Origin of the sequence: Enterococcus sp. DIV0806c, assembly GCF_051710905.1 — a bacterium.
GTDB lineage: Bacteria > Bacillota > Bacilli > Lactobacillales > Enterococcaceae > Enterococcus_B > Enterococcus_B mundtii.
This window is the reverse complement of the sequence record NZ_JBIOLO010000001.1, coordinates 835448-854564: the sequence shown is the minus strand read 5'-3', so window position 1 is coordinate 854564 and position 19117 is coordinate 835448. Positions and strand designations below refer to the sequence as shown.

The following is a 19117-nucleotide window of genomic DNA, read 5'->3' as shown; positions in this document are numbered from 1 at the left end:
ACCTGATTTCCGTCTCTCCGCTTCATTTATCTAGAATAGTTGATGTAGCTTGTTCTTCTTATTTCGTTTAATCATCCAATTCATGGAACTGACGATAAACTTCTTGTTTTTTTATTCCGTTTTTGACTGCAATCGTTTTGATTGCCACGTTAGTTTTTTCTCCTTGCTCAATCAATTGTTGTACCTGTTCTTTTAACGTACCTTGAAATTGTTCACTTGGTACGACCTCTTCGTTACTTCCCTCAACAAGTAAACAGCATTCTCCCTTGATCGGCTGTTTTTCTAAATAAGCAAGTAATTCTTCAATGTCTCCGCGTAAATATTCTTCATGGATCTTCGTCAATTCTCGACAAAGCACAACTTGACGATTACCGAACACTTCTAACATATTAATCAACGTTGCGGCCACGCGATAAGGTGATTCATAAAAAATCAATGTTGCTGTTTGATTGCGCAACGATTCCAACATTGTTTTTTGTTCTTTTTTCTTTCTAGGTAAAAAACCATGAAATAAAAATGGCTGCGGTACGAGACCTGAAGCAATCAATGCAGTCATTCCTGCGGTAGGTCCTGGCAATGCAACGACTGGAATATCTTCCTTGATACAAGCAACGACAAGCTCATGTCCAGGATCACTGATAGATGGCATGCCTGCATCACTCACTTGTGCTATCGATTTTCCTTCTTTTAGCCAGTCGATCAATTGAGGAATACGTTCTTTATAATTATGTTCGTGTAAACTTTTTTGGGCAGTTTGGATCTCGAAATGATTCAATAGCTTTTGTGTATTGCGTGTATCCTCACTTGCGATCAAATCCGCTTCTTGTAATGTGCGCACACTGCGAACAGTCATATCCTCCAAATTTCCGATCGGTGTTGGAACGAGGTAAAGTGTGCCAAACACGTGATTTCCTTTAAAGCTCTTTTGGTTATACATATGATTCTCCTTCTCAAACAGAGTAAAGGAAGCTACTCTAATTAAAAAATTTATCCTGGTAGTTCAACGACGAATACCGCAAAACAAGAATGCTTTGCGGTATTCGTTGACCGTGATAGAAGCCACTAGATCCTTTGATTTAGCGTCCACTTTCTCGATAGATCACTTCTAAACAGAACGCACAAGGTTCATCATTTTCACGTCTTGAACCATACAAATCATAACAAACATGAAATCCTTCTTCATAAATCTTTTCAAGATTCATTCGGGATTTTGATAGTTCCTGTTTGGCATTTTCAGCTGGAGCTTGCGCCACTTGGTTCAATTCACGAAGATGTTCGCGTAGTCGTTGATTTTCCATCTCTAAGGTGGTATTTTTCTCAACGATCTCATGCAGTGCATGTTTCATCTCTACTAATTCAGTCAATGTATTTCGTAACTCTGACTCCAATTGGTTCAACCCATCATATAATGATCTCTTATCCATTCATCTCACCTACTTGGATGAAATTTTTTAGTTCATCCCATTCATATTCAACAGGATTCTCCCGTCCGTTCAGTCGCACACTAACTAAGCGACTAAGCAGATTCAATCCTACGACTTTCCCTTTACCATCAGGAGTTTCAAGTGTTTTCCCAAAGTCAGGGAGTTCTTTTTTTGCGGCTTCATATGCTTCACTTTCATACTGTAGACAGCACATCAAGCGACCACACAAGCCAGAAATTTTAGTTGGGTTCAGTGATAATCCTTGTTCTTTTGCCATTTTGATCGAAACAGGCACAAAATCTCCTAAGAAAGAAGAACAACAGAGTGGTCGCCCACAAGGCCCGATACTTCCGATCATCTTCGCCTCATCCCGAACACCGATTTGTTTCAATTCGATCCTTGTACGAAAAACGGCCGCCAAATCTTTCACTAATTCACGAAAATCAATACGTCCATCTGCCGCAAAATAAAAAGTCAATTTGCTTCGATCAAAAGTATATTCAACTTGGACGATTTTCATTTCTAGTTTTCGATCTCTAATTTTTTCTTTCGCAATCAAAAAAGCTTTTTTTGCATCTTCTTCATTTTTGTTGCTTTTTTTAAGCTCAGCAGTTGTTGCTTTATGCAAAATGGGATTGATGGTTTCAGGTAAATCTTCCAGATCAATATCTCTTTTGGGAATAGCAACCGTTGCGATATGTAAAGTTTGCTGAGACTCGACTAACACTTTATCATTGTATGCATATTCTGAATCTCCGGGTGTAAAATAATAGACATGACCAGCATCTCTATAACGGACACCTACTACTTCTACCATTTGTGGCCTCCTTGATTACGCAAAATATAAATTGACAAATCAAAAAATCGTTTGTAATACAAATTGCTCAGCGACGGCTTGAAAACTCACATTGCTACGTAGTTTTTGTTCTGCTAACAAAAGACGTTCAATCGTTTGATTCAGCCGTTTGACTTTACCATACTCCCCAGATGTTATCGCCTGTTTTTGAGCTTCCTGATAATAATACATTAAAATTGAAAAACCAGTAAATTGTTGATTTTTTTCTTTAAATACTTTCACCAATCGTTTTTGGACATAGATAAAGGCTTGTGTATCTCTTTTATCCAAGTAGACAAACCATTGATAAATCAAGTCCTTAGCCTCATTAAACCATTCATCTTCTGAGATTTCAACTGCTTTTCCTAAACTGTTTGTCAAGAATGACAAAAGTTTTGCTTTTTCCACAGAAATTTGCTGATCTTGTAATTTTTGAATCAATGAATCCTTTGACAATTCTTGGAAATGCAAGGTTTGACAACGAGATTGGATCGTAGGTAAGATCCGACCAATGGCTTCCGTTTCTAAAATCGCTAGAAAATCACCAGGTGGTTCTTCTAAAAATTTCAATAAACTATTGGCCGCACTCGCATTCATTTTTTCTGCTTCCTGGATCAAGAATACTTTTTTCCTTGATTCATATCCGCTACGACTAAACTCTGTCTGTAAGCGGCGGATCTGATCGACCTTGATCGACTGACCATCGGGTGCAAGAACGAGTACATCTGGATGTTCTTGATTTTGGATCCGTTGACAATTATTGCATCTGCCACAAGGTTGTTGGTTGTTCATCTTCGTACAATATAAATGTTGTGCTAACCAAATGCCTACCTCATGCTTTCCTGTACCTTTTTCACCTTCAAAAAGATAAGCATGAGCGAGACGCCCATGCTCAAAACTTCGTTGAAGTTGTTGATACACGAGAGGTTGCATTTGCGCAAGTATGTTTTCTTGAGCCATAGTTCCTCCTAGAAATGGTGGAATCCTTCAACTGGTAAGACAAAGACTGTTGCTCCGCCCACTTCTACTTCTACAGGATAAGGAACGCCACCGTCCATTGAAATATCTAACGTTACTGGAGTAGAAACAAATTGTTTTCTTGACTCACATGTTTTTTTGATGATCTCTAATGCTTCTTCGACGCGATCGTCCTCGATACCAACGATAAATGTACTGTTTCCCGCTTTAAGGAAACCACCAGTAGAAGATAATTTAGTCGCACGAATGTTTGCATCGATCAATTCATTGGACAAACGGTTGCTATCTTTATCTTGAATGATTGCTAAAATGATTTTCATTTACGTTCACCTTCCTGACTTTCAAAATATTGTGGAAATTGGTTGATAATTGCGTGGTAACTCAATTGTAACACTTCTTCAAAACTATTTCTTGCATCGATCTTATGGATGCGGTCTGGATGCTCCTCTACCAATTTCAAATAGGCATGACGGACACGCTGGTGGAACTCTAATCCTTCTGAATCTAAGCGATCGATTTGATTCTGGCGATTTTTAGCGATTCGACGTAATCCTGTGTCAGAATCCACATCAAGATAAAGAGTAAAATCAGGAGTCGTTCCTTCTGTAGCAAATTCATTCAGTTCAGCAATCTCGTTTACGCCGATCCGACGACCTGCACCTTGATAGGCCAACGAACTATCGACAAAACGATCACACAAAACGATTTTCCCACTCGAAAGTGCAGGTAAAACTTTTTCGACTAAGTGTTGTCTTCGAGCAGCTGCGTATAATAAACTTTCTGTTCGCTCGTCCATGCGATCATTTTTCGGATCAAGGATCACTGCACGAATCTGTTCAGCAATTGGTATCCCACCTGGTTCTCGAGTTTGAATGATCTCTGTTTTTGCTACTTGTTGTAAAAGAGGAAATAGTTCTTTGATGATACTCGTTTTACCTGCACCATCAGGTCCCTCGATCGTAATAAATAAGCCGTTCACACTTGTTCCTCCATCTCTTCTCTTGCTTTTCTATTGTATCTGAAAATCTTTGTCGATCAAACTAACGCGATCAGACTGGTGTCAAAAAATCATAGTTCACGTCTGCCTTCGACCGCTTTCATTAAAGTCACCTCATCTGCATATTCGATATCGGAACCAACAGATAAGCCATGAGCTAACCGTGTGACTTTGATCCCAGCAGGCTTGATCAATCGTGAAAGGTAGATTGCAGTTGCTTCTCCTTCAGTGGTCGCATTCGTTGCGATGATCACTTCTTGGACCTCTGCATCATGCAAGCGTTGTAAGAGAGGAGGAATATTGATATCTTCTGGACCCGTGCCTTCCATTGGTGACAATACACCATGTAGCACATGGTACAAGCCACGATACTCACGCATCTTCTCCATCGCCATGACATCTTTTGGTTCTTCAACGACTAAAATGATACCACGATCTCTCGATGGATCTTTACAGATCTCACAAGGATCTTCTTCTGTGATATTTCCGCAAATACTACAAAAATGTAGATCACGTTTGACGCTCAATAAAGCTTTGGCAAATTCATTGACCACTTCATCCTTCATATCGATCGTATAAAAAGCTAGTCTTGTCGCTGTTTTTTGACCAATACCTGGAAGTCTCATATAACTGTCGATCAGTTTGGCAATTGGTTCTGGATATTGCATGTTCATTTCCCCTTCAGGAAAATTTAAAAGGGTAAGCCCTTAGTGTATTTTCCCATTGTTTTTTCTGATTCTGTATCGATTTTTTCTAATACGTCATTGACAGCCATCACGATCAAATCTTGTAGCATTTCTGTATCTTCTGGGTCAACTACTTCATCATTGATCTGGATATCTTTCATTCGACGATTACCAGTAAAAACGACTTTGACTAAGTCATTCGTAGAACTGCCAGTAAATTCTGTTTCATTTAGTTTTTCTTGGGCTTCGCCCATTTCTTTTTGCATTTTTTGGACTTGTTTCATCATCCCTTGCATATTTCCCATTCCGCGCATCATTAGTATCGCTCTCCTTTTCTAATCATCGATTACTGTGACTGCTGAACCGAAAAGTTCTTCAGCTTTCGTCACTACATTTTCTTGGTTTGTTTGTTCTTGAGGAAGCAATTCGATCTCGTCTGATTCATCATCAGATGCAAAAGATTCTTCGGCTTCTCCATCCTTTGCTTGGACGAGATAATTTTTTCTTAGACCGGGCCAACTTTCCCGTGTGATATAGACAGGCTCTGGCGCATAATCTTTGATCATGCGACTAAGTTGGTTGTGGATCGCTAATTGAAGCTCTTCGTCATTAGCTGCGCGCTGACAGACGATTTCATAATCAAAAGCAATCACTAGTCCATTAGGTCCTGCCGCAACTGGTTCACTTGCTTTGAGCATCGCTCGCTGGGTCACTGACAAACTCATCAAAAGATCATCCCAGACTTCTTTTACTTCATTCAAGTGTTTCCTTGTCGCCTCTTTTAGTACATTATACACCCGTTCCGTGGGAATACGGTATGTACTTGGCTGTTTTTTCTGAACAGGTGATTGCGTCGTTTGCTGATTCGCAGTGACTTTCACCGTACCATTTTTGATTTCTTTGATTTCCTTTTTCAGCTCTTGGATCTCTTGTTGCAATTGTCTTACTTGTTGCTGATCGATCTCACTAGGCACTTGCTGACTTTCATTTGCTGAAGATTGAGCTAGTTTCACTGTGGCAACCTCTAAATAAATGGTCGCGCTATTTGTAAAACGCACCTCATTTTGTGTATCGCTCAAAATTTGGATCATTTGAAACAAGCGTTGTGCCGGTATTTCTTTCGCCAATGTCGTGAATGTTTCTGTTTTGACATGTGAGGTTTCCTCTAATAGATTTGGCGCTTGCTGATACATCAATAGATCACGGCAATAAGACAACAGATCTTCTAAAAAGCGCCGTGATTCTTTTCCTGCCGCTAAAATTTGATTCAATTCTTGTAAGGCTTGTGGGATCTCTTTGCTAAAGCAAGCGGATAGATACGCATCCATCATCTCATTTGTCAAACTCCCCGTGACTTGCATCGCATCATCCAACGTGATCGTGCCATCACTGAAAGAAATCGCTTGGTCAAGAATACTTAACGCATCCCGCATCCCACCTTCTGCTGCTCGTGCGATGACAGTCAACGCAGGCGCTTCATAAGCAATCTCTGTTTGATCCAAGATATATTCTAAATGTTCGGTAATATCTGCTGCATTGATCCGTTTGAAATCAAAACGTTGTGTTCGAGAGATGATCGTTGCAGGGATTTTGTGCGGTTCAGTGGTTGCTAAAATAAAAATTACACTTTCTTTTGGTTCTTCCAGTGTTTTCAGTAAAGCATTGAACGCTCCAGTCGAAAGCATGTGGACTTCATCAATGATATAAATTTTGTAAGCGGCTTTTGTTGGTGCATAATTTGCTCGATCTCTGATGAAACGGATCTCCTCGACACCATTGTTACTTGCCGCATCGATTTCAATGACATCTTCTTGTGTCCCAGTCGTGATCGACTGACACATCTCACAATGATTACAAGGTTCACCATCTTTGCTGTTTGGGCAATTGATCGCCTTGGCAAATATTTTTGCCGCACTTGTTTTCCCTGTCCCTCTTGGTCCTGTAAACAAATAGGCATGTGAGGTTTTATGGGAAACAATCGCATTTTTCAATGTTTGTGTCACAGCTTTTTGTCCAACGATATCTTCAAATCGCTGTGAACGCCACACACGATAAAGTGCTTGATATGCCATAAGGATCCCCCTTCTTTTGAAAAATTCACTAACTTTTATTATACGTGATTTAGCAAAAAAAAACTACTATACTTTATTCGGTTGTAACAGAAGTGAGCAACACTTAGAAATAAGTCTTAACATTCAAAAAAGCTGCTCGTATTTTGGGATGTTTCGGCTAAATACCAATTTCTAACATCGTTTGGCTAGGTTGTGAAAGAAGCCTTAAACTCTAGACTATTAGACAGAAACATTCAAAATAGCTATTTCATCGTTGATTTTTTTGAGCTGTGTCCAAAGAGTTGCGTCTTGAACAGTATTTATCCAGATTCTGAAAAAAAGTTCAGTTCTAAAATGTATGGCTGAACGTGGAAAATAGTTGCTCTGGTTTTCTACATCTTTCGACTGAGAGCATTTTCAGTCTCCTATGGTATAATACAAACATATACGTAGTAAAAAAATACTTGCTCACAGGGAGGACTTTTTATGGGACTTATTAAAGCAGCAACTAGCATGATCGGCGGCGGATTAGCAGATCAATGGATCGAAGTCATTGAACCAGACAATATGAGCGACACCACAGTTATGACAAAAGGTGTCAAGGTACGTAAAGACGATAAACGAGGATCCAATCGAAAAGGTACAGAAGATGTATTGACAGATGGCACAGTCGTTCATGTCTATCCGAACATGATGATGCTCTTGGTAGATGGTGGAAAAATCATCGATTACACAGCTGAGGAAGGCTATTATACGATCAAAAATGATGCTGCCCCTTCCATGTTCAATGGTTCATTGAAAGGTGCAATCGCTGAAACCTTCGACCGCTTTAAATTTGGTGGCGTGACACCACAAAAACAACAAGTATTCTATATCAATCTACAAGAGATCAAGGGAATCAAATTTGGCACAAGCGCTCCGTTGAATTACTTTGATAATTTCTATAATGCAGAATTATTCTTACGTGCGCATGGAACGTACTCTATCCATATCACCGATCCAATCTTATTCTATACAAATGCAATTCCTAAAAATAAGACGCAAGTTGAAATTGCAGATATCAATGAACAATATTTAGCAGAATTTTTGACTGCTCTTCAATCAGCGATCAACCAAATGTCTGCTGATGGGCAACGTATTTCCTATGTCCCATCAAAAAGTTTAGAACTAAGCAAATATATGGGCACAGCGTTAGACGATTCCTGGCGTGAGCTTCGTGGGATGGAGATTGTATCTGTCGCAGTTGCTAGCATCTCTTACACAGATGATTCGGTCAAACTCATCAACATGCGTAATGAAGGTGCCATGTTAGGCGATCCTAGTGTCCGTGAGGGCTATGTGCAAGGTTCGATTGCTCGTGGGATGGAAGCTGCAGGTAAAAATGATGCCGGTGCAATGACTGGCTTTATGGGCATGGGAATGGGCATGAATGCCAATGGCTCCTACTTAGCTCAGTCCTCACAAAATAATCAAGAACAAATCAAGCAACAACAAGAAAAACAAAACCAACAAACAGCGCAAGGCACTAATGATACATGGACTTGCCCTGTCTGTGGTACCGAAAACACTGGTAAATTCTGTTCAAACTGTGGTGGTGCAAAACCAGTAGCGAATAGTCAGCCAAAGCTCGAAATGAAATGTAGCGAATGTCATGAAGTAGTGGATCTTTCAAATGGAATTCCTAAGTTTTGTCCAAATTGTGGAAAACCATTCAAAGGTATCCCACTCGACTAGTTGAAAGGGGTGCCTGAATGGATGCTTTAACACATAAATGCCCCAATTGTGGCGGACCATTGACCTTCGATCCAAAAGATCAAAAATTTCATTGTGATTATTGCTTAAATGTTTATACAGAAGCAGAAGTCAGTCAATATGAAGAAGAACAAAAATCGGCCCGCGACATCAATGGGACTCAAGATCAACCAGTTCCAACGGATGACTTCACTTTTACAGCAGAAGAACAGCTCGATCAAATGGATGAAACAGAACGTCAAGCATTTGCAGATGCTGGTGGAACAACCCATACAGAGACAACAGCTGGACAGACGGCTACCGATGAGCAAAGCAACATGGAACTATTTTTATGTCCAAACTGCGGTGCAGAAATCGTCACAGAAGCCACTACAGCTGCTACCTATTGTTACTACTGCCATAATCCAGTCGTGCTATCAGGACGGTTAAGTGGTGACTTCTTACCAAATAAAGTCCTACCTTTTGCTGTGGAAAAAGAAGAAGCAATCAAACAGTTTCTCGCATGGACGAAGAAAAAATGGTTTGTACCAAAAGCATTTTTCAATCAGGATCAAATCGACAAATTAACTGGCGTTTATTTCCCTTATTGGGCAACCGATGCTGAACTAGATGGTTCCTTACAAGCCAACGGGACAGTGGTCAGGATCTGGCGTGTTGGTGATATCGAGTATACCGAAACAAAACAATATGCGGTTCACCGCGAAGGAAAGCTTTCCTTCAAAGAATTAGTAAAAAATGCTTTGTCAAAAAATACACAACAAAAAATGGTGGAGGCTGTCCAACCATTTCCATTAGCTAAAGCTATCGGATTCAAAAGTCAGTATCTTGCTGGTTTCCAAGCAGAGAAACGTGACATTGAGTACCAAGCAATCAAAGCAGATATCCAAAATGAGTTACGTGATTATTCCGAAAAATTGTTGCGAGATACAGCCAATGGCTATACTACTTTGACCGGAGTACGTACTTCTGCGGAAATCACTGGCGAAAAAAATGAATATGTCTTGTTACCGGTCTGGCTTGTTACTTACCGTAGCAACGATTCTAACAAGAAAGTCTATTATTATGCAATGAATGGCCAAACGGGTAAAGTTAGCGGTGTATTACCGATCAGTCATAAAAAACTCGCTTTGACCTCTTTTGGGATATTCACTGTTTTAGCGATCCTCTTTATGATTGGAGGCTATTTGATATGATGAGTAAAAAAAGTCTCTCCATTTTCTTTTTATTAGCTATTAGTTTACTGTGGACACCGATCGTAGGAGCTGCTACCCCAACAATCAATGACGACGCGAATTTATTTACAAGCGAACAAGTCAACACACTGAACCAACAAGCGAAAGAAATCAATGAAAAGATCAAAGGACAAGTATTTATCGTCACAACTACCTCAAATAGTTCAGAACCGAGAGATTTCGCTGACAACTATTTAAAAACCGCAATAGGAAATGATCAAAATGGTTCTGTTTTACTTTTAGATATGGGGCAACGAGAAATCTATATCTCCACTTCTGGAAATATGATCGACTATTTGACGGACCGCAGGATCGATTCGATTTTGGATGATGTCTATGATCAGATGACGAATGCAAACTATTATGCAGCAGCCCAAGCCTATTTGACCAAAGCTTCTACTTATGTAGATGAAGGAGTGCCTGGCGGTCATTATCGTATAGATGAAGCCACAGGTAAAATCACTCGGTATAAAGTTTTGACTACCGTCGAAATAGTGATTGCGGTGGCTTTGGCAGCTATCTTAAGCATCGCTTTTTATATGATCACCGCCTCACGATACCAATTGAAATCCGGGACATATAAATACCCATTCCGTGAAAAGGCAAGTATCAAATTGACGGACAAAACAGATCGTTTAACGAACTCCTTTGTCACGACTCGTCGTATCCCTAAAGCGCCACCCCCAGGAAGCGGTGGTGGTGGCAGCACGACTCATTCGAGTGGTGGCGGTACCTTTGGCGGCGGTGGCCGAAGTTTTTAATTCAATGAAAACAGAACACGAAACATGGATCAGACTATGAGGGAATCCCTCTATCTGGTTCATGTTTTTTTATACTATCATTAAATACTTACACACTTTCCCATACTGAAATAGGCATAGAAATAAAATTACGTTAAATAGATATATATGTTGATTTTTAATTTCATAAATGTATACTTGACTTATGTAAGCGTTTCAAAAATGAAAGGAGGTCGTACCATGAATAATAAAGAAACAGCTCCATCAATCATTCGTTTTGGGATGAAATCGGCTTGTTACTTGCTTCTTGCTTGTATCGTGAGTGGTATCTTCATTCCCTATTTATTCTATTTATTACACTGGGAAGTTCGACTGGGTGTCTTTCTCTTTCTTCCTCCCTCTTTAGCTGCTGTCATCACTGGCAATTATTATTTTATTTCAACTAATATAGGCTTTACTAAAGGATGTATCCGAACATTTCTTATTGCTACAGTCTGTCTCATGTCCGCCGCTTACTTATGGTTGTATCAAGGCATCATCTTCTAAATTCTATCGATAAAAAGGAGTGTCGAAATGTTAACAAAGTTTACAGAAATCATTGAGCGTTATTTGGCAGGTCCAATGGCTACAATTGCCAACCAAAGACATTTACGTGCCATTCGTGATGGGATCATCGCTACATTGCCACTAATTATCGTCGGTTCGTTTTTCTTGATCATTGCTTTTCCGCCCTTACCGCCCAGTTGGGGGATCTATCAGTTCTTGTCCGAAAATGCAGCAACTATTTTATTACCCTATCGCATGACCATGTATATCATGTCTCTATATGCGACATTTGGTATCGGTGCCAGTTTAGCCAAAACCTATAAACTAGATGTTGTTTCTGGCGGGTTACTCGCTACGATTGCTTTTTTGTTGACCTTTATCCCTGTCAATATTCCTCTTGAGGCTGCGGAAGCTGCTGGCACTTCTGGTTTTGTTTTGCCTATGGCCAATCTTGGCGGTGGTGGGATGTTTGTCGGAATCATAACTTCGATTTTTGCAGTCGAAGTGTATCGTTTGACGGATAAATCGAAATTCAAAATCACAATGCCTGAGCAAGTACCTCCTGCGGTTGCACGTTCTTTCGAAGCATTAACGCCAACCTTGATCGTGATTTTAGTCATGGCATCGATCAGCTATTATATCGGCTTTGATTGGCACACTGCCGTTTCAAAAATTGTCAGCCCTTTGATCAGCGCAACCGATACGTTGCCGAGTGTCTTGTTGCTGATTTTTCTAATCACTTTTTTCTGGGCATTCGGTATCCATGGCGTATCCATCATTGGTTCACTTGCTCGCCCCTTATGGTTGCAGATCTTAGAATCCAATACAACTGCAGCAGCTGCTGGTGAGGCGTTACCCAATATTGCAGCTGAACCTTTTTATCAATGGTTTGTTTGGATCGGCGGCGCAGGTTGTACGATCGGTTTAGCGATTCTGCTTGCCTTCACAGCCAAATCAAAATATGCTTCAAAACTAGGTAAGGCAATCATCACTCCTTCTATTTTCAATATCAATGAGCCAGTCATCTTTGGCGTACCGATCGTATTAAATCCGACACTGATCATTCCGTTTATCTTTGCTCCAATGGTTTGCGCAACCATCGCTTGGTTTGCGACTAAACTAGGCTTAGTCAGTGCTGTTACCATCACCGCACCATGGACGCTCCCTGGTCCTATTGGTGCTTACTTAGCTACAGGTGGTGACTGGCGGGCAGCCGTATTGAACATTTTATTAATCATTCTTTCCATTTTTATGTATTATCCATTCGTTAAGATTTATGATAAAAATGAATTAGCAAAAGAACAGGCTTTAGAAACTGAAACATCAAAAGAAACACCACTATCTAACTAATTTGAGAGATACTTAGAGTAAGATTGAGTCTACTTCTTTTATTTCATAAAAACAGCACCTACTTTCCTTAGAGAAAGAAGTAGGTGCTGTTTTTCATTACTGATTTTTTATTCTAGTGAAACTGATTTGTTTTAACTTATTACTTCAATACCCAGACACTGCTTGTTTCTGGATTGCTATTAGTATTCCACCATTTTGCTTCATAGGTCTTTCCTTTGTAGACAACTTGGTCACCACCAGAATATGCCTTGTTCGCTCCCCATTCTTCTGATTGTGTTTTATCTACTTTCTCCCAAGCCTGTGATGTATCAGGACGTTCTCCTCTGACCCACCATTTAGCACGGTATTGGATGCCGTTATAAATCACTAAGTCTCCTGCTGTGTAAATTTGGTCACTGCGCCAAGTATCTTGAATAACATTTTGCTCGTTGGTCTTGATTGTCACTGCCTGACTTTTTCCTGACTCATTACCTGCTCCATCATAAGCACTGACTTGGTAAGTATAGCTAGTATTGCTTGCTAGATTCGTATCAGTGAAATTCAAACCTGTTACTGAATTGATTTTTACACCGTCACGATAGATATTGTAGCCAGCCACACGTAGATTATCTGTCGCAGCAGTCCAAATGATCTGCGCGGTATTAGTCGTTACACTTCCCTGCGTCAAACCTGTTGGGATGCTTGGTGCTTCATCATCTTTTTCTTCTTGTCTTGTAACGACCGTCAAGAAGCTCGTTCTTTCTGATTCGTTCCCTGCTTCATCATAAGCGCTCACCTGATACACATATACTTCGTTACTCTTTAGATTTCCATCTAAATATTCAGGCTTATCCGTTGTTCCCACTTTTACGTTGTTCCTATAGATATTGTACCCTTTGACTTTCGTGTTATCTGAAGATGAGTTCCATGCTAATTTGACAGAATGACTTGTTACCTCATTCGCCGCAAGACCTGTCGGGATCGTTGGTGCTTCTTTGTCATTATTGTTCGTACCACCATCGATATCCCCTACTTCACCTGTCATCTCATCTCGGTATTCCCAGATTTTTTTAGTCAAGCTTGGTAGCTTTTCCATTTCGATTCGACTTTCAGCAGTCACTTGGATGCCCCATTTTTCAAAGAAAGGTTGCAAGTTTTGACCACTGATTTTTGAAGCTGCAACGACAAAATACTGACGTTTGTCTTGTTCCGTCGGCAGTGATCGTTGTTCGTTTCGATACATTTTATGTAAGTTTGGATAGAAATCTTCACCAAATGCTAATTCCAATTGCCAGAACATTCCTAATTTTGTCCAAACGTTTTGGCTATCAAATTGTTTTTGCCCTGTTCCATTCAAATAGTTGAAAATAGTTGGATAACGATTATCGCTTTCTAGACGACTACGCACGCCCAGTCCTTTTTCTGCACGCATAGAATAGATGTTTACTGTGACCTCCGTCAAGTCTTTCCAATTCATTCGTGATAATTGGTAGGTATGACCAAGTTCATGCCAAATTCCCCATTGTCCCCTAGTCGTAGGATTCAGTACTGCTCTCATTGCATCGGAGGTGCTGCTATAAGCTGTATGTTGGTAAAAAGCGTACATATAATAGCCAGACTGAATAGTTTCTCGCAAATGTTGGAACAACCCAACTGGCTTACGATGGACAGCAGAACTACCATCTAAACCAGATGTTTGATTATGGAACGTAATGACTTTCTCATGTGCATTAAGAATCGTCTCAGGATCCTTTGCATCTTGGAGTGTTCGATTCGATCCTGTCACTAACACACGGTCACTGACTAGTTCATAGCCTACTGCTGTCGGATTATCGGCAATCATTTTTGTCCATTCTTGCTGAGTTGTTTCACCAAGAATAAATCGAGGAATCGTTACCCCGCCTTTGATTTCAATACTTAGCTTTCCTTGCGCTGTTTGACCAGATTCATTACGAATGTGGATCAGACCGACTTGCGAACCAGAAATCACATTACGTCCCTTAACCAGTTGTGTTCCATTTGCCGAGCCTTCCGAAAAATTCGTTAAAGCAGGTGTAGTAACTGTATACGTCGGTAGTTGTGTTTGATCAGTTGATTCATCTACGTATATCTCGATCACATCATTCGCACGTTTATATATTCCGGTCGATTGATTAGTACTCGGACCATATGGATTATCTAAAATAGTTGATCTATATGTATTTAGATTCTCACTCTGTTTGAGTTCTAGTTTAGTAGAAATATTTTGATTGTTTTGTACGATTGCAGAAGTGGTAGCTTTTTCATTATCCCCCGAATGAATAACTTCCTCTGCGGTAGTTACATCAGAAAACATAACCATCCCTAAAAGTGCAGCGCTAAATAATAAACTTTTCTTCATTTTTAAAATAACTCCCCTAAAATCATTTTTTATTACAAAATAACTATAACATCCGCAAGAATGTGTTATTTACCAATTTTTCTTCACATCTGAAAAAAATAAAAAAATTTTTATTTTATTTATGTTTCTACTGACAATTACCTATAAAATTGCTGTTTATACCACTATCCTTACCAAACAATGATGTAAAAAATAAATAAACAACAACACGCTTGCCATATTTTCTCACAATAATAAAAAAACATGTTTAGGCTATTAATCCTCTCCCACCACCTGAAATCGAATAAGCAGTGGAAACAGAAGTAACACTTTCAGAAATAAGGCACCATCCACGAAAATTTGAAGAACAATTTTTCGTCAATGGCACCTTATTTATCAGGGCTAAACACTTCTGTCCCATCTCGTGTTAAAATAATACTAGTTTTTTCAAGCAAATAGATTTTTCTTATACTGACCGATGAGCGCCACGAGTATAAGAAGTATCCCTGAACAAAGATAAACAACTTTCACGCCAAAAAGATCAGCAATTTTCCCCATAACTAGCATCGCAGTCGAAAAAGTGCCCATATGGATTACTCCTGATATCGCATACACAGAAAGTAACTTTTCTTCTGAAGTCTTTTGCTGAATGATCGTTGCTTGCGGAATATTTTTTATCTGGAAAAAGATTCCGATCATAAACGTACAGAGCAAAACAAATGACGCATAAGGGAGCAACACGACTAGCAAAGTTGCTACACCACCCAAAAAAGAGCCTCCTACGATTGCTTTTCCTTTACTTTTATCAAAAAAGGCCGGACTTTTCATCACGATCAAACTTCCGAGTAACGCGCCAATAAAATAAGAAGTATTGATATAGCCCCACCAGTTAGCTGGTTGTTCCAATACTACCGATACAAAAACCAGCACAATAGAAGAGGCCCATGCTGTATTGGCAATTCCTTCTATTGTATCCATGATCACGACTATCCGTATCAAAGGCTCTCTCCAAACGTATTGCCAACCTTTTTTCAACTTTTGCCATTTTGAGTGCTTTGCTGCTTTTTCAACAGCTCTAGGTAGAAATAAAAATAAAACAGAACAAACTAAAAATAGTCCCACGTCTATCCAAACTAGCTCAGAAACAGAAAACCAGATAAGTAGAGAAGCACCTACCGCCCAACTGCCGATATTAACGACTTGAAGCATCGTGCTAAATAAGCTATTTGCCCGAATCAACTGATCTTTTTTGATATATCGAGGAATAAGTGCCATACTGACTGGTTCCGCACATCCATCTAAAAATGCAATACAAGCAATCAAAAAGTAAATCACGCCTAGGTTAATTGGTTTAGGCAGATAAGAGAGATAGGCTGCTAGAACGGTCAAAAAAATGGTCTTCATTATTTGACTCCATTTCAACATTCTATCAAGCGATATTTTCATGGAGAATAAGGGTGTCAAAAAGCTAGCCAACATCATTGCTCCTGTAACGACGACTGGTACAACGGCTGAAGCAAATGCTGAATTTGTCCAAGAAAAAACTGCACTGATGATTGCTACTGTATAAATCGTATCACCAATATTCGCTACTGCTTGACCGAACATCAAACACAAAAAAGCTTTTTTATCCTTCATTTTTTTCTCCTTTTTCTGCGCCTCTTCTCTTACATGTTTTTGTTGCAAGAGATCATTAATTACCAAGGAATTAATATGAGGTTTTGCCATCCTTTTATAATCTATATTATCACAAGTTAGACTTTTAAAATTAGAGATTAGAATAATAAAAATATTCGGGTCATAATTTGATTTACACCCAATTATTTGGTAGAATTAAGCAAACATTCGGGTTGAAAATACGTTTAAACCCAATTATTTGCCTAGGAGAATTATTATGTCTAGTAATTTATACAAAAATGAGCTAATTGATTATTTAAAAAATAAATCAGAAGTTTCCACACAAGAACTCTTGCTATTTTATCGGCAATTCACTCCCGAATTACCATTGAATACCTTACGTTGGCGAATTTATGCGCTCAAACAACAAGGAATCATATATAGTCCCAAAAGAGGTGTCTATGCACTCAATGAAAAGGAGACATTTGCTTTAGCACCTAATGATAAAATTTTACGCATAGCCAACCTTTTACAAACCAAGTTTCCGTATATGAATTTCAGTATATATTCTACAGGATGGATTGGGAATCTATCCAATCACATGTATCAGACAAATAATCTGATCATTGAGATTGAGATTGATACCTTAAATGCTGCCTTTCATTATTTGAAGGAACGGTTTCCAAATACTTTTGTATCTCCGGATCAAAAGATGTATGACTACTATATTAACCCTTCAGAAGAAAATATTATTGTCAATAGGTTATATGTTGATGCTCCTTTAAATAGGTTTGATGGAAGCTTTTATACTCCTAAAATAGAAAAATTAATTGTCGATTTGCTTGTGAACAATCCGATTATTCTTCCAATCAGTTCTTCAGAAATCCATACAATTATCTCTACTGCTCTAGATACGTACAATATTAATTATTCAACACTTACCCGTTACGCAAACAAGAGAAATGTACACCAAGAACTTAAAAAAATATTGCCTATATAAGGAGAAGAAGAATGATTCAAGAATCAAGTTTTACTACTGACTGGTATGCCTCTGTAGAAAATAACTATCAAAACTTAGATCATAACTTATTGGACAAAGTAACTCACGCTTTATATTTACTAGAAAAGCTTACAGATACTCAATTAGAGTTTATTTTCAAGGGTGGAACTTGTTTACTTTTATTACTGGAAAAAATCAAACGATTCTCTATTGATATTGATATTGTTATTACTGAAATAATCTCCAAAGAAAAACTTTCTGATACGTTACAAACAATTATTGACTGTTCTATTTTTACCCGATTTGAAGAACAATCACGCTATCAAACTGAGATTCCAAAGGTCCATTTCAAGTTTTTCTATCCATCGCCATTAGATGGTACAGAATCTTATGTGTTACTTGATATTTTATTTGAACCCTCTCCCTACAATCATTTAATAGAACTTCCAATCAAAAGTCCTTTTGTTGTTACTTCACCACCAAACAAAATAGTTTCCGTCCCAGATATCGAAAACATTCTAGGCGATAAGTTAACTGCATTTGCCCCAAATACTACTGGTATTCCTTACAATAAAGGAAAAGAAATGGAAATTATTAAGCAGTTATTTGATATTGAAAGTTTATTTGATCAAGCAATTGATTTAGGTAAAATAAGAGCTGCATTCATCAAATGTGCTAAACAAGAACTTATATATCGCGAATTAAGTAGCTTGAATCCTGAAGATGTTTTAGACGATATCTTAAAGACCGCATGTATCATTGGAGGGCGTGGTAGTAGCTATAAAGAAACATTCTTAAAATTAGAAGATGGAATACGTAGAATCAAGTCTCATATCATTAGTAGAAACTATATTTTAGAAGAAGCTGTGGTCAGTGCTTCTAAAGCTGCATATTTAGCTTGTCTGTTAAAATCTAATCATACTAATATTGACCATTACAATTCCTCTAAACCTTTATCTGAACTAACTGGCGTTCCACTCTTTAAAAAAATGGGAAAGATTAAAAAATTTAGTCCAGAAGCATATTATTATTTTGTGAAGGCTCAAGAAATTATTTAGATATAACAAACGAATAAACCTAACATTTAAGATTATTCGTAAACACATAACCAGTAATCAGAAGAAACAGCAAATCGTTTTGCAGTTTTTATGAGCTCTACATAAGAATTACAAAAGATCAAAAAAGCAGACTATCCTGATAGGATAGTCTGCTAAAACTTGACTTAACAATGTTTTTATTATTCCGCAGCGTTTTCGTCTTTGAGACCGTATTTTTTGTTGAAACGGTCCACACGTCCGTCTGCTTGTGTGAATTTTTGACGTCCAGTGTAGAATGGATGTGAGTCAGAAGTTACTTCGACGCGGATGACTGGGTATGTATTACCGTCTTCCCATTCAACTGTTTCTTGTGAAGTTTTTGTTGAACCTGACAAGAATTTGAAACCAGTTGTAGAATCCAAAAATACGACTGGATGGTAATCTGGATGGATATTTTCTTTCATGCTATTCGCTCCTTTGCCCTGCTTCATTTGCTGAACCAGAGTTGATTTGTCGATTTACAACATTTACATC

The 19117-nt window shown here is 38.7% G+C and carries 19 protein-coding genes; 7 read left to right on the top strand and 12 right to left on the bottom strand.

The window, feature by feature from the left end; all coding sequences use genetic code 11:
* Positions 1-67: 67 nt before the first annotated feature.
* From rsmI to dnaX, 9 genes are all read right to left on the bottom strand, one after another.
* The gene (gene rsmI, locus IGK77_RS03995; protein WP_071866996.1) at positions 68-937 is read right to left on the bottom strand and encodes a 16S rRNA (cytidine(1402)-2'-O)-methyltransferase; all 870 of its coding nucleotides are present in this window, start codon (positions 935-937) and stop codon (positions 68-70) included.
* 139 nt (positions 938-1076) lie between these two features.
* Entirely contained in the window at positions 1077-1424 is a 348-nt protein-coding gene (locus IGK77_RS03990; protein ID WP_010736045.1) for a DNA replication initiation control protein YabA, read from the bottom strand.
* Complete coding sequence (locus IGK77_RS03985; RefSeq protein WP_071866997.1) at positions 1417-2241, bottom strand: PSP1 domain-containing protein; 825 nt, start codon at positions 2239-2241, stop codon at positions 1417-1419. Before IGK77_RS03985 ends, IGK77_RS03990 begins: the two co-directional genes overlap by 8 nt.
* Positions 2242-2280: 39 nt before the next feature.
* Positions 2281-3219 (bottom strand): DNA polymerase III subunit delta', encoded by a 939-nt coding sequence (gene holB / locus IGK77_RS03980; protein WP_074800130.1) that lies wholly within the window; start codon positions 3217-3219, stop codon positions 2281-2283.
* Positions 3220-3227: 8 nt separating this feature from the next.
* Positions 3228-3557, bottom strand: a complete 330-nt coding sequence (locus IGK77_RS03975; protein WP_010736048.1) for a cyclic-di-AMP receptor — start codon at positions 3555-3557, stop codon at positions 3228-3230.
* Positions 3554-4216, bottom strand: coding sequence for a dTMP kinase (tmk, locus tag IGK77_RS03970; protein WP_071866999.1), 663 nt, complete (start codon positions 4214-4216; stop codon positions 3554-3556). Before tmk ends, IGK77_RS03975 begins: the two co-directional genes overlap by 4 nt.
* An 89-nt stretch (positions 4217-4305) precedes the next feature.
* Positions 4306-4902 (bottom strand): recombination mediator RecR, encoded by a 597-nt coding sequence (recR, locus tag IGK77_RS03965; protein ID WP_019722633.1) that lies wholly within the window; start codon positions 4900-4902, stop codon positions 4306-4308.
* Positions 4903-4925: 23 nt separating this feature from the next.
* On the bottom strand, positions 4926-5237 hold the full coding sequence (locus IGK77_RS03960; protein WP_010736051.1) for a YbaB/EbfC family nucleoid-associated protein: 312 nt from the start codon (positions 5235-5237) through the stop codon (positions 4926-4928).
* Between the two features lie 18 nt (positions 5238-5255).
* Positions 5256-6992 carry a DNA polymerase III subunit gamma/tau gene (gene dnaX / locus IGK77_RS03955; RefSeq protein ID WP_074800128.1) on the bottom strand — a complete coding sequence of 579 codons (1737 nt, stop codon included), beginning with the start codon at positions 6990-6992 and terminating at the stop codon, positions 5256-5258.
* Positions 6993-7457: 465 nt separating this feature from the next.
* Here dnaX and IGK77_RS03950 point away from each other — a divergent pair, with 465 nt between their 5' ends.
* From IGK77_RS03950 to IGK77_RS03930, 5 genes are all read left to right on the top strand, one after another.
* Positions 7458-8705 (top strand): SPFH domain-containing protein, encoded by a 1248-nt coding sequence (locus tag IGK77_RS03950; RefSeq protein ID WP_071867001.1) that lies wholly within the window; start codon positions 7458-7460, stop codon positions 8703-8705.
* 17 nt (positions 8706-8722) lie between these two features.
* Positions 8723-9916: an ATP-binding protein gene (locus IGK77_RS03945; protein WP_074800125.1), complete on the top strand. Its 1194-nt coding sequence runs from the start codon at positions 8723-8725 to the stop codon at positions 9914-9916.
* Positions 9913-10716, top strand: coding sequence for a TPM domain-containing protein (locus IGK77_RS03940; RefSeq protein WP_074800122.1), 804 nt, complete (start codon positions 9913-9915; stop codon positions 10714-10716). Before IGK77_RS03945 ends, IGK77_RS03940 begins: the two co-directional genes overlap by 4 nt.
* 219 nt (positions 10717-10935) lie before the next feature.
* On the top strand, positions 10936-11241 hold the full coding sequence (locus IGK77_RS03935; protein ID WP_071867004.1) for a hypothetical protein: 306 nt from the start codon (positions 10936-10938) through the stop codon (positions 11239-11241).
* 27 nt (positions 11242-11268) lie between these two features.
* Positions 11269-12591, top strand: coding sequence for a PTS sugar transporter subunit IIC (locus IGK77_RS03930; protein ID WP_019722638.1), 1323 nt, complete (start codon positions 11269-11271; stop codon positions 12589-12591).
* Between the two features lie 139 nt (positions 12592-12730).
* On the opposite strand, the gene IGK77_RS03925 is transcribed toward IGK77_RS03930, so the two are convergent.
* Positions 12731-14950: a M60 family metallopeptidase gene (locus IGK77_RS03925; RefSeq protein WP_074800120.1), complete on the bottom strand. Its 2220-nt coding sequence runs from the start codon at positions 14948-14950 to the stop codon at positions 12731-12733.
* 426 nt (positions 14951-15376) lie between these two features.
* Positions 15377-16567, bottom strand: a complete 1191-nt coding sequence (locus IGK77_RS03920) for an MFS transporter (protein WP_074800117.1) — start codon at positions 16565-16567, stop codon at positions 15377-15379.
* A gap of 256 nt (positions 16568-16823) precedes the next feature.
* On the opposite strand from IGK77_RS03920, the gene IGK77_RS03915 reads away from it, so the two are divergent.
* On the top strand, positions 16824-17546 hold the full coding sequence (locus tag IGK77_RS03915; RefSeq protein WP_071867007.1) for a DUF6577 family protein: 723 nt from the start codon (positions 16824-16826) through the stop codon (positions 17544-17546).
* A gap of 11 nt (positions 17547-17557) precedes the next feature.
* Positions 17558-18604: a nucleotidyl transferase AbiEii/AbiGii toxin family protein gene (locus tag IGK77_RS03910; RefSeq protein WP_074800114.1), complete on the top strand. Its 1047-nt coding sequence runs from the start codon at positions 17558-17560 to the stop codon at positions 18602-18604.
* Positions 18605-18783: 179 nt separating this feature from the next.
* Here IGK77_RS03910 and IGK77_RS03905 read toward each other — a convergent pair whose 3' ends face one another.
* A complete protein-coding gene (locus IGK77_RS03905) occupies positions 18784-19047 on the bottom strand; it encodes a type B 50S ribosomal protein L31 (RefSeq protein ID WP_010736059.1) in 264 nt (87 codons plus the stop codon).
* Between the last annotated feature and the right edge of the window lie 70 nt (positions 19048-19117).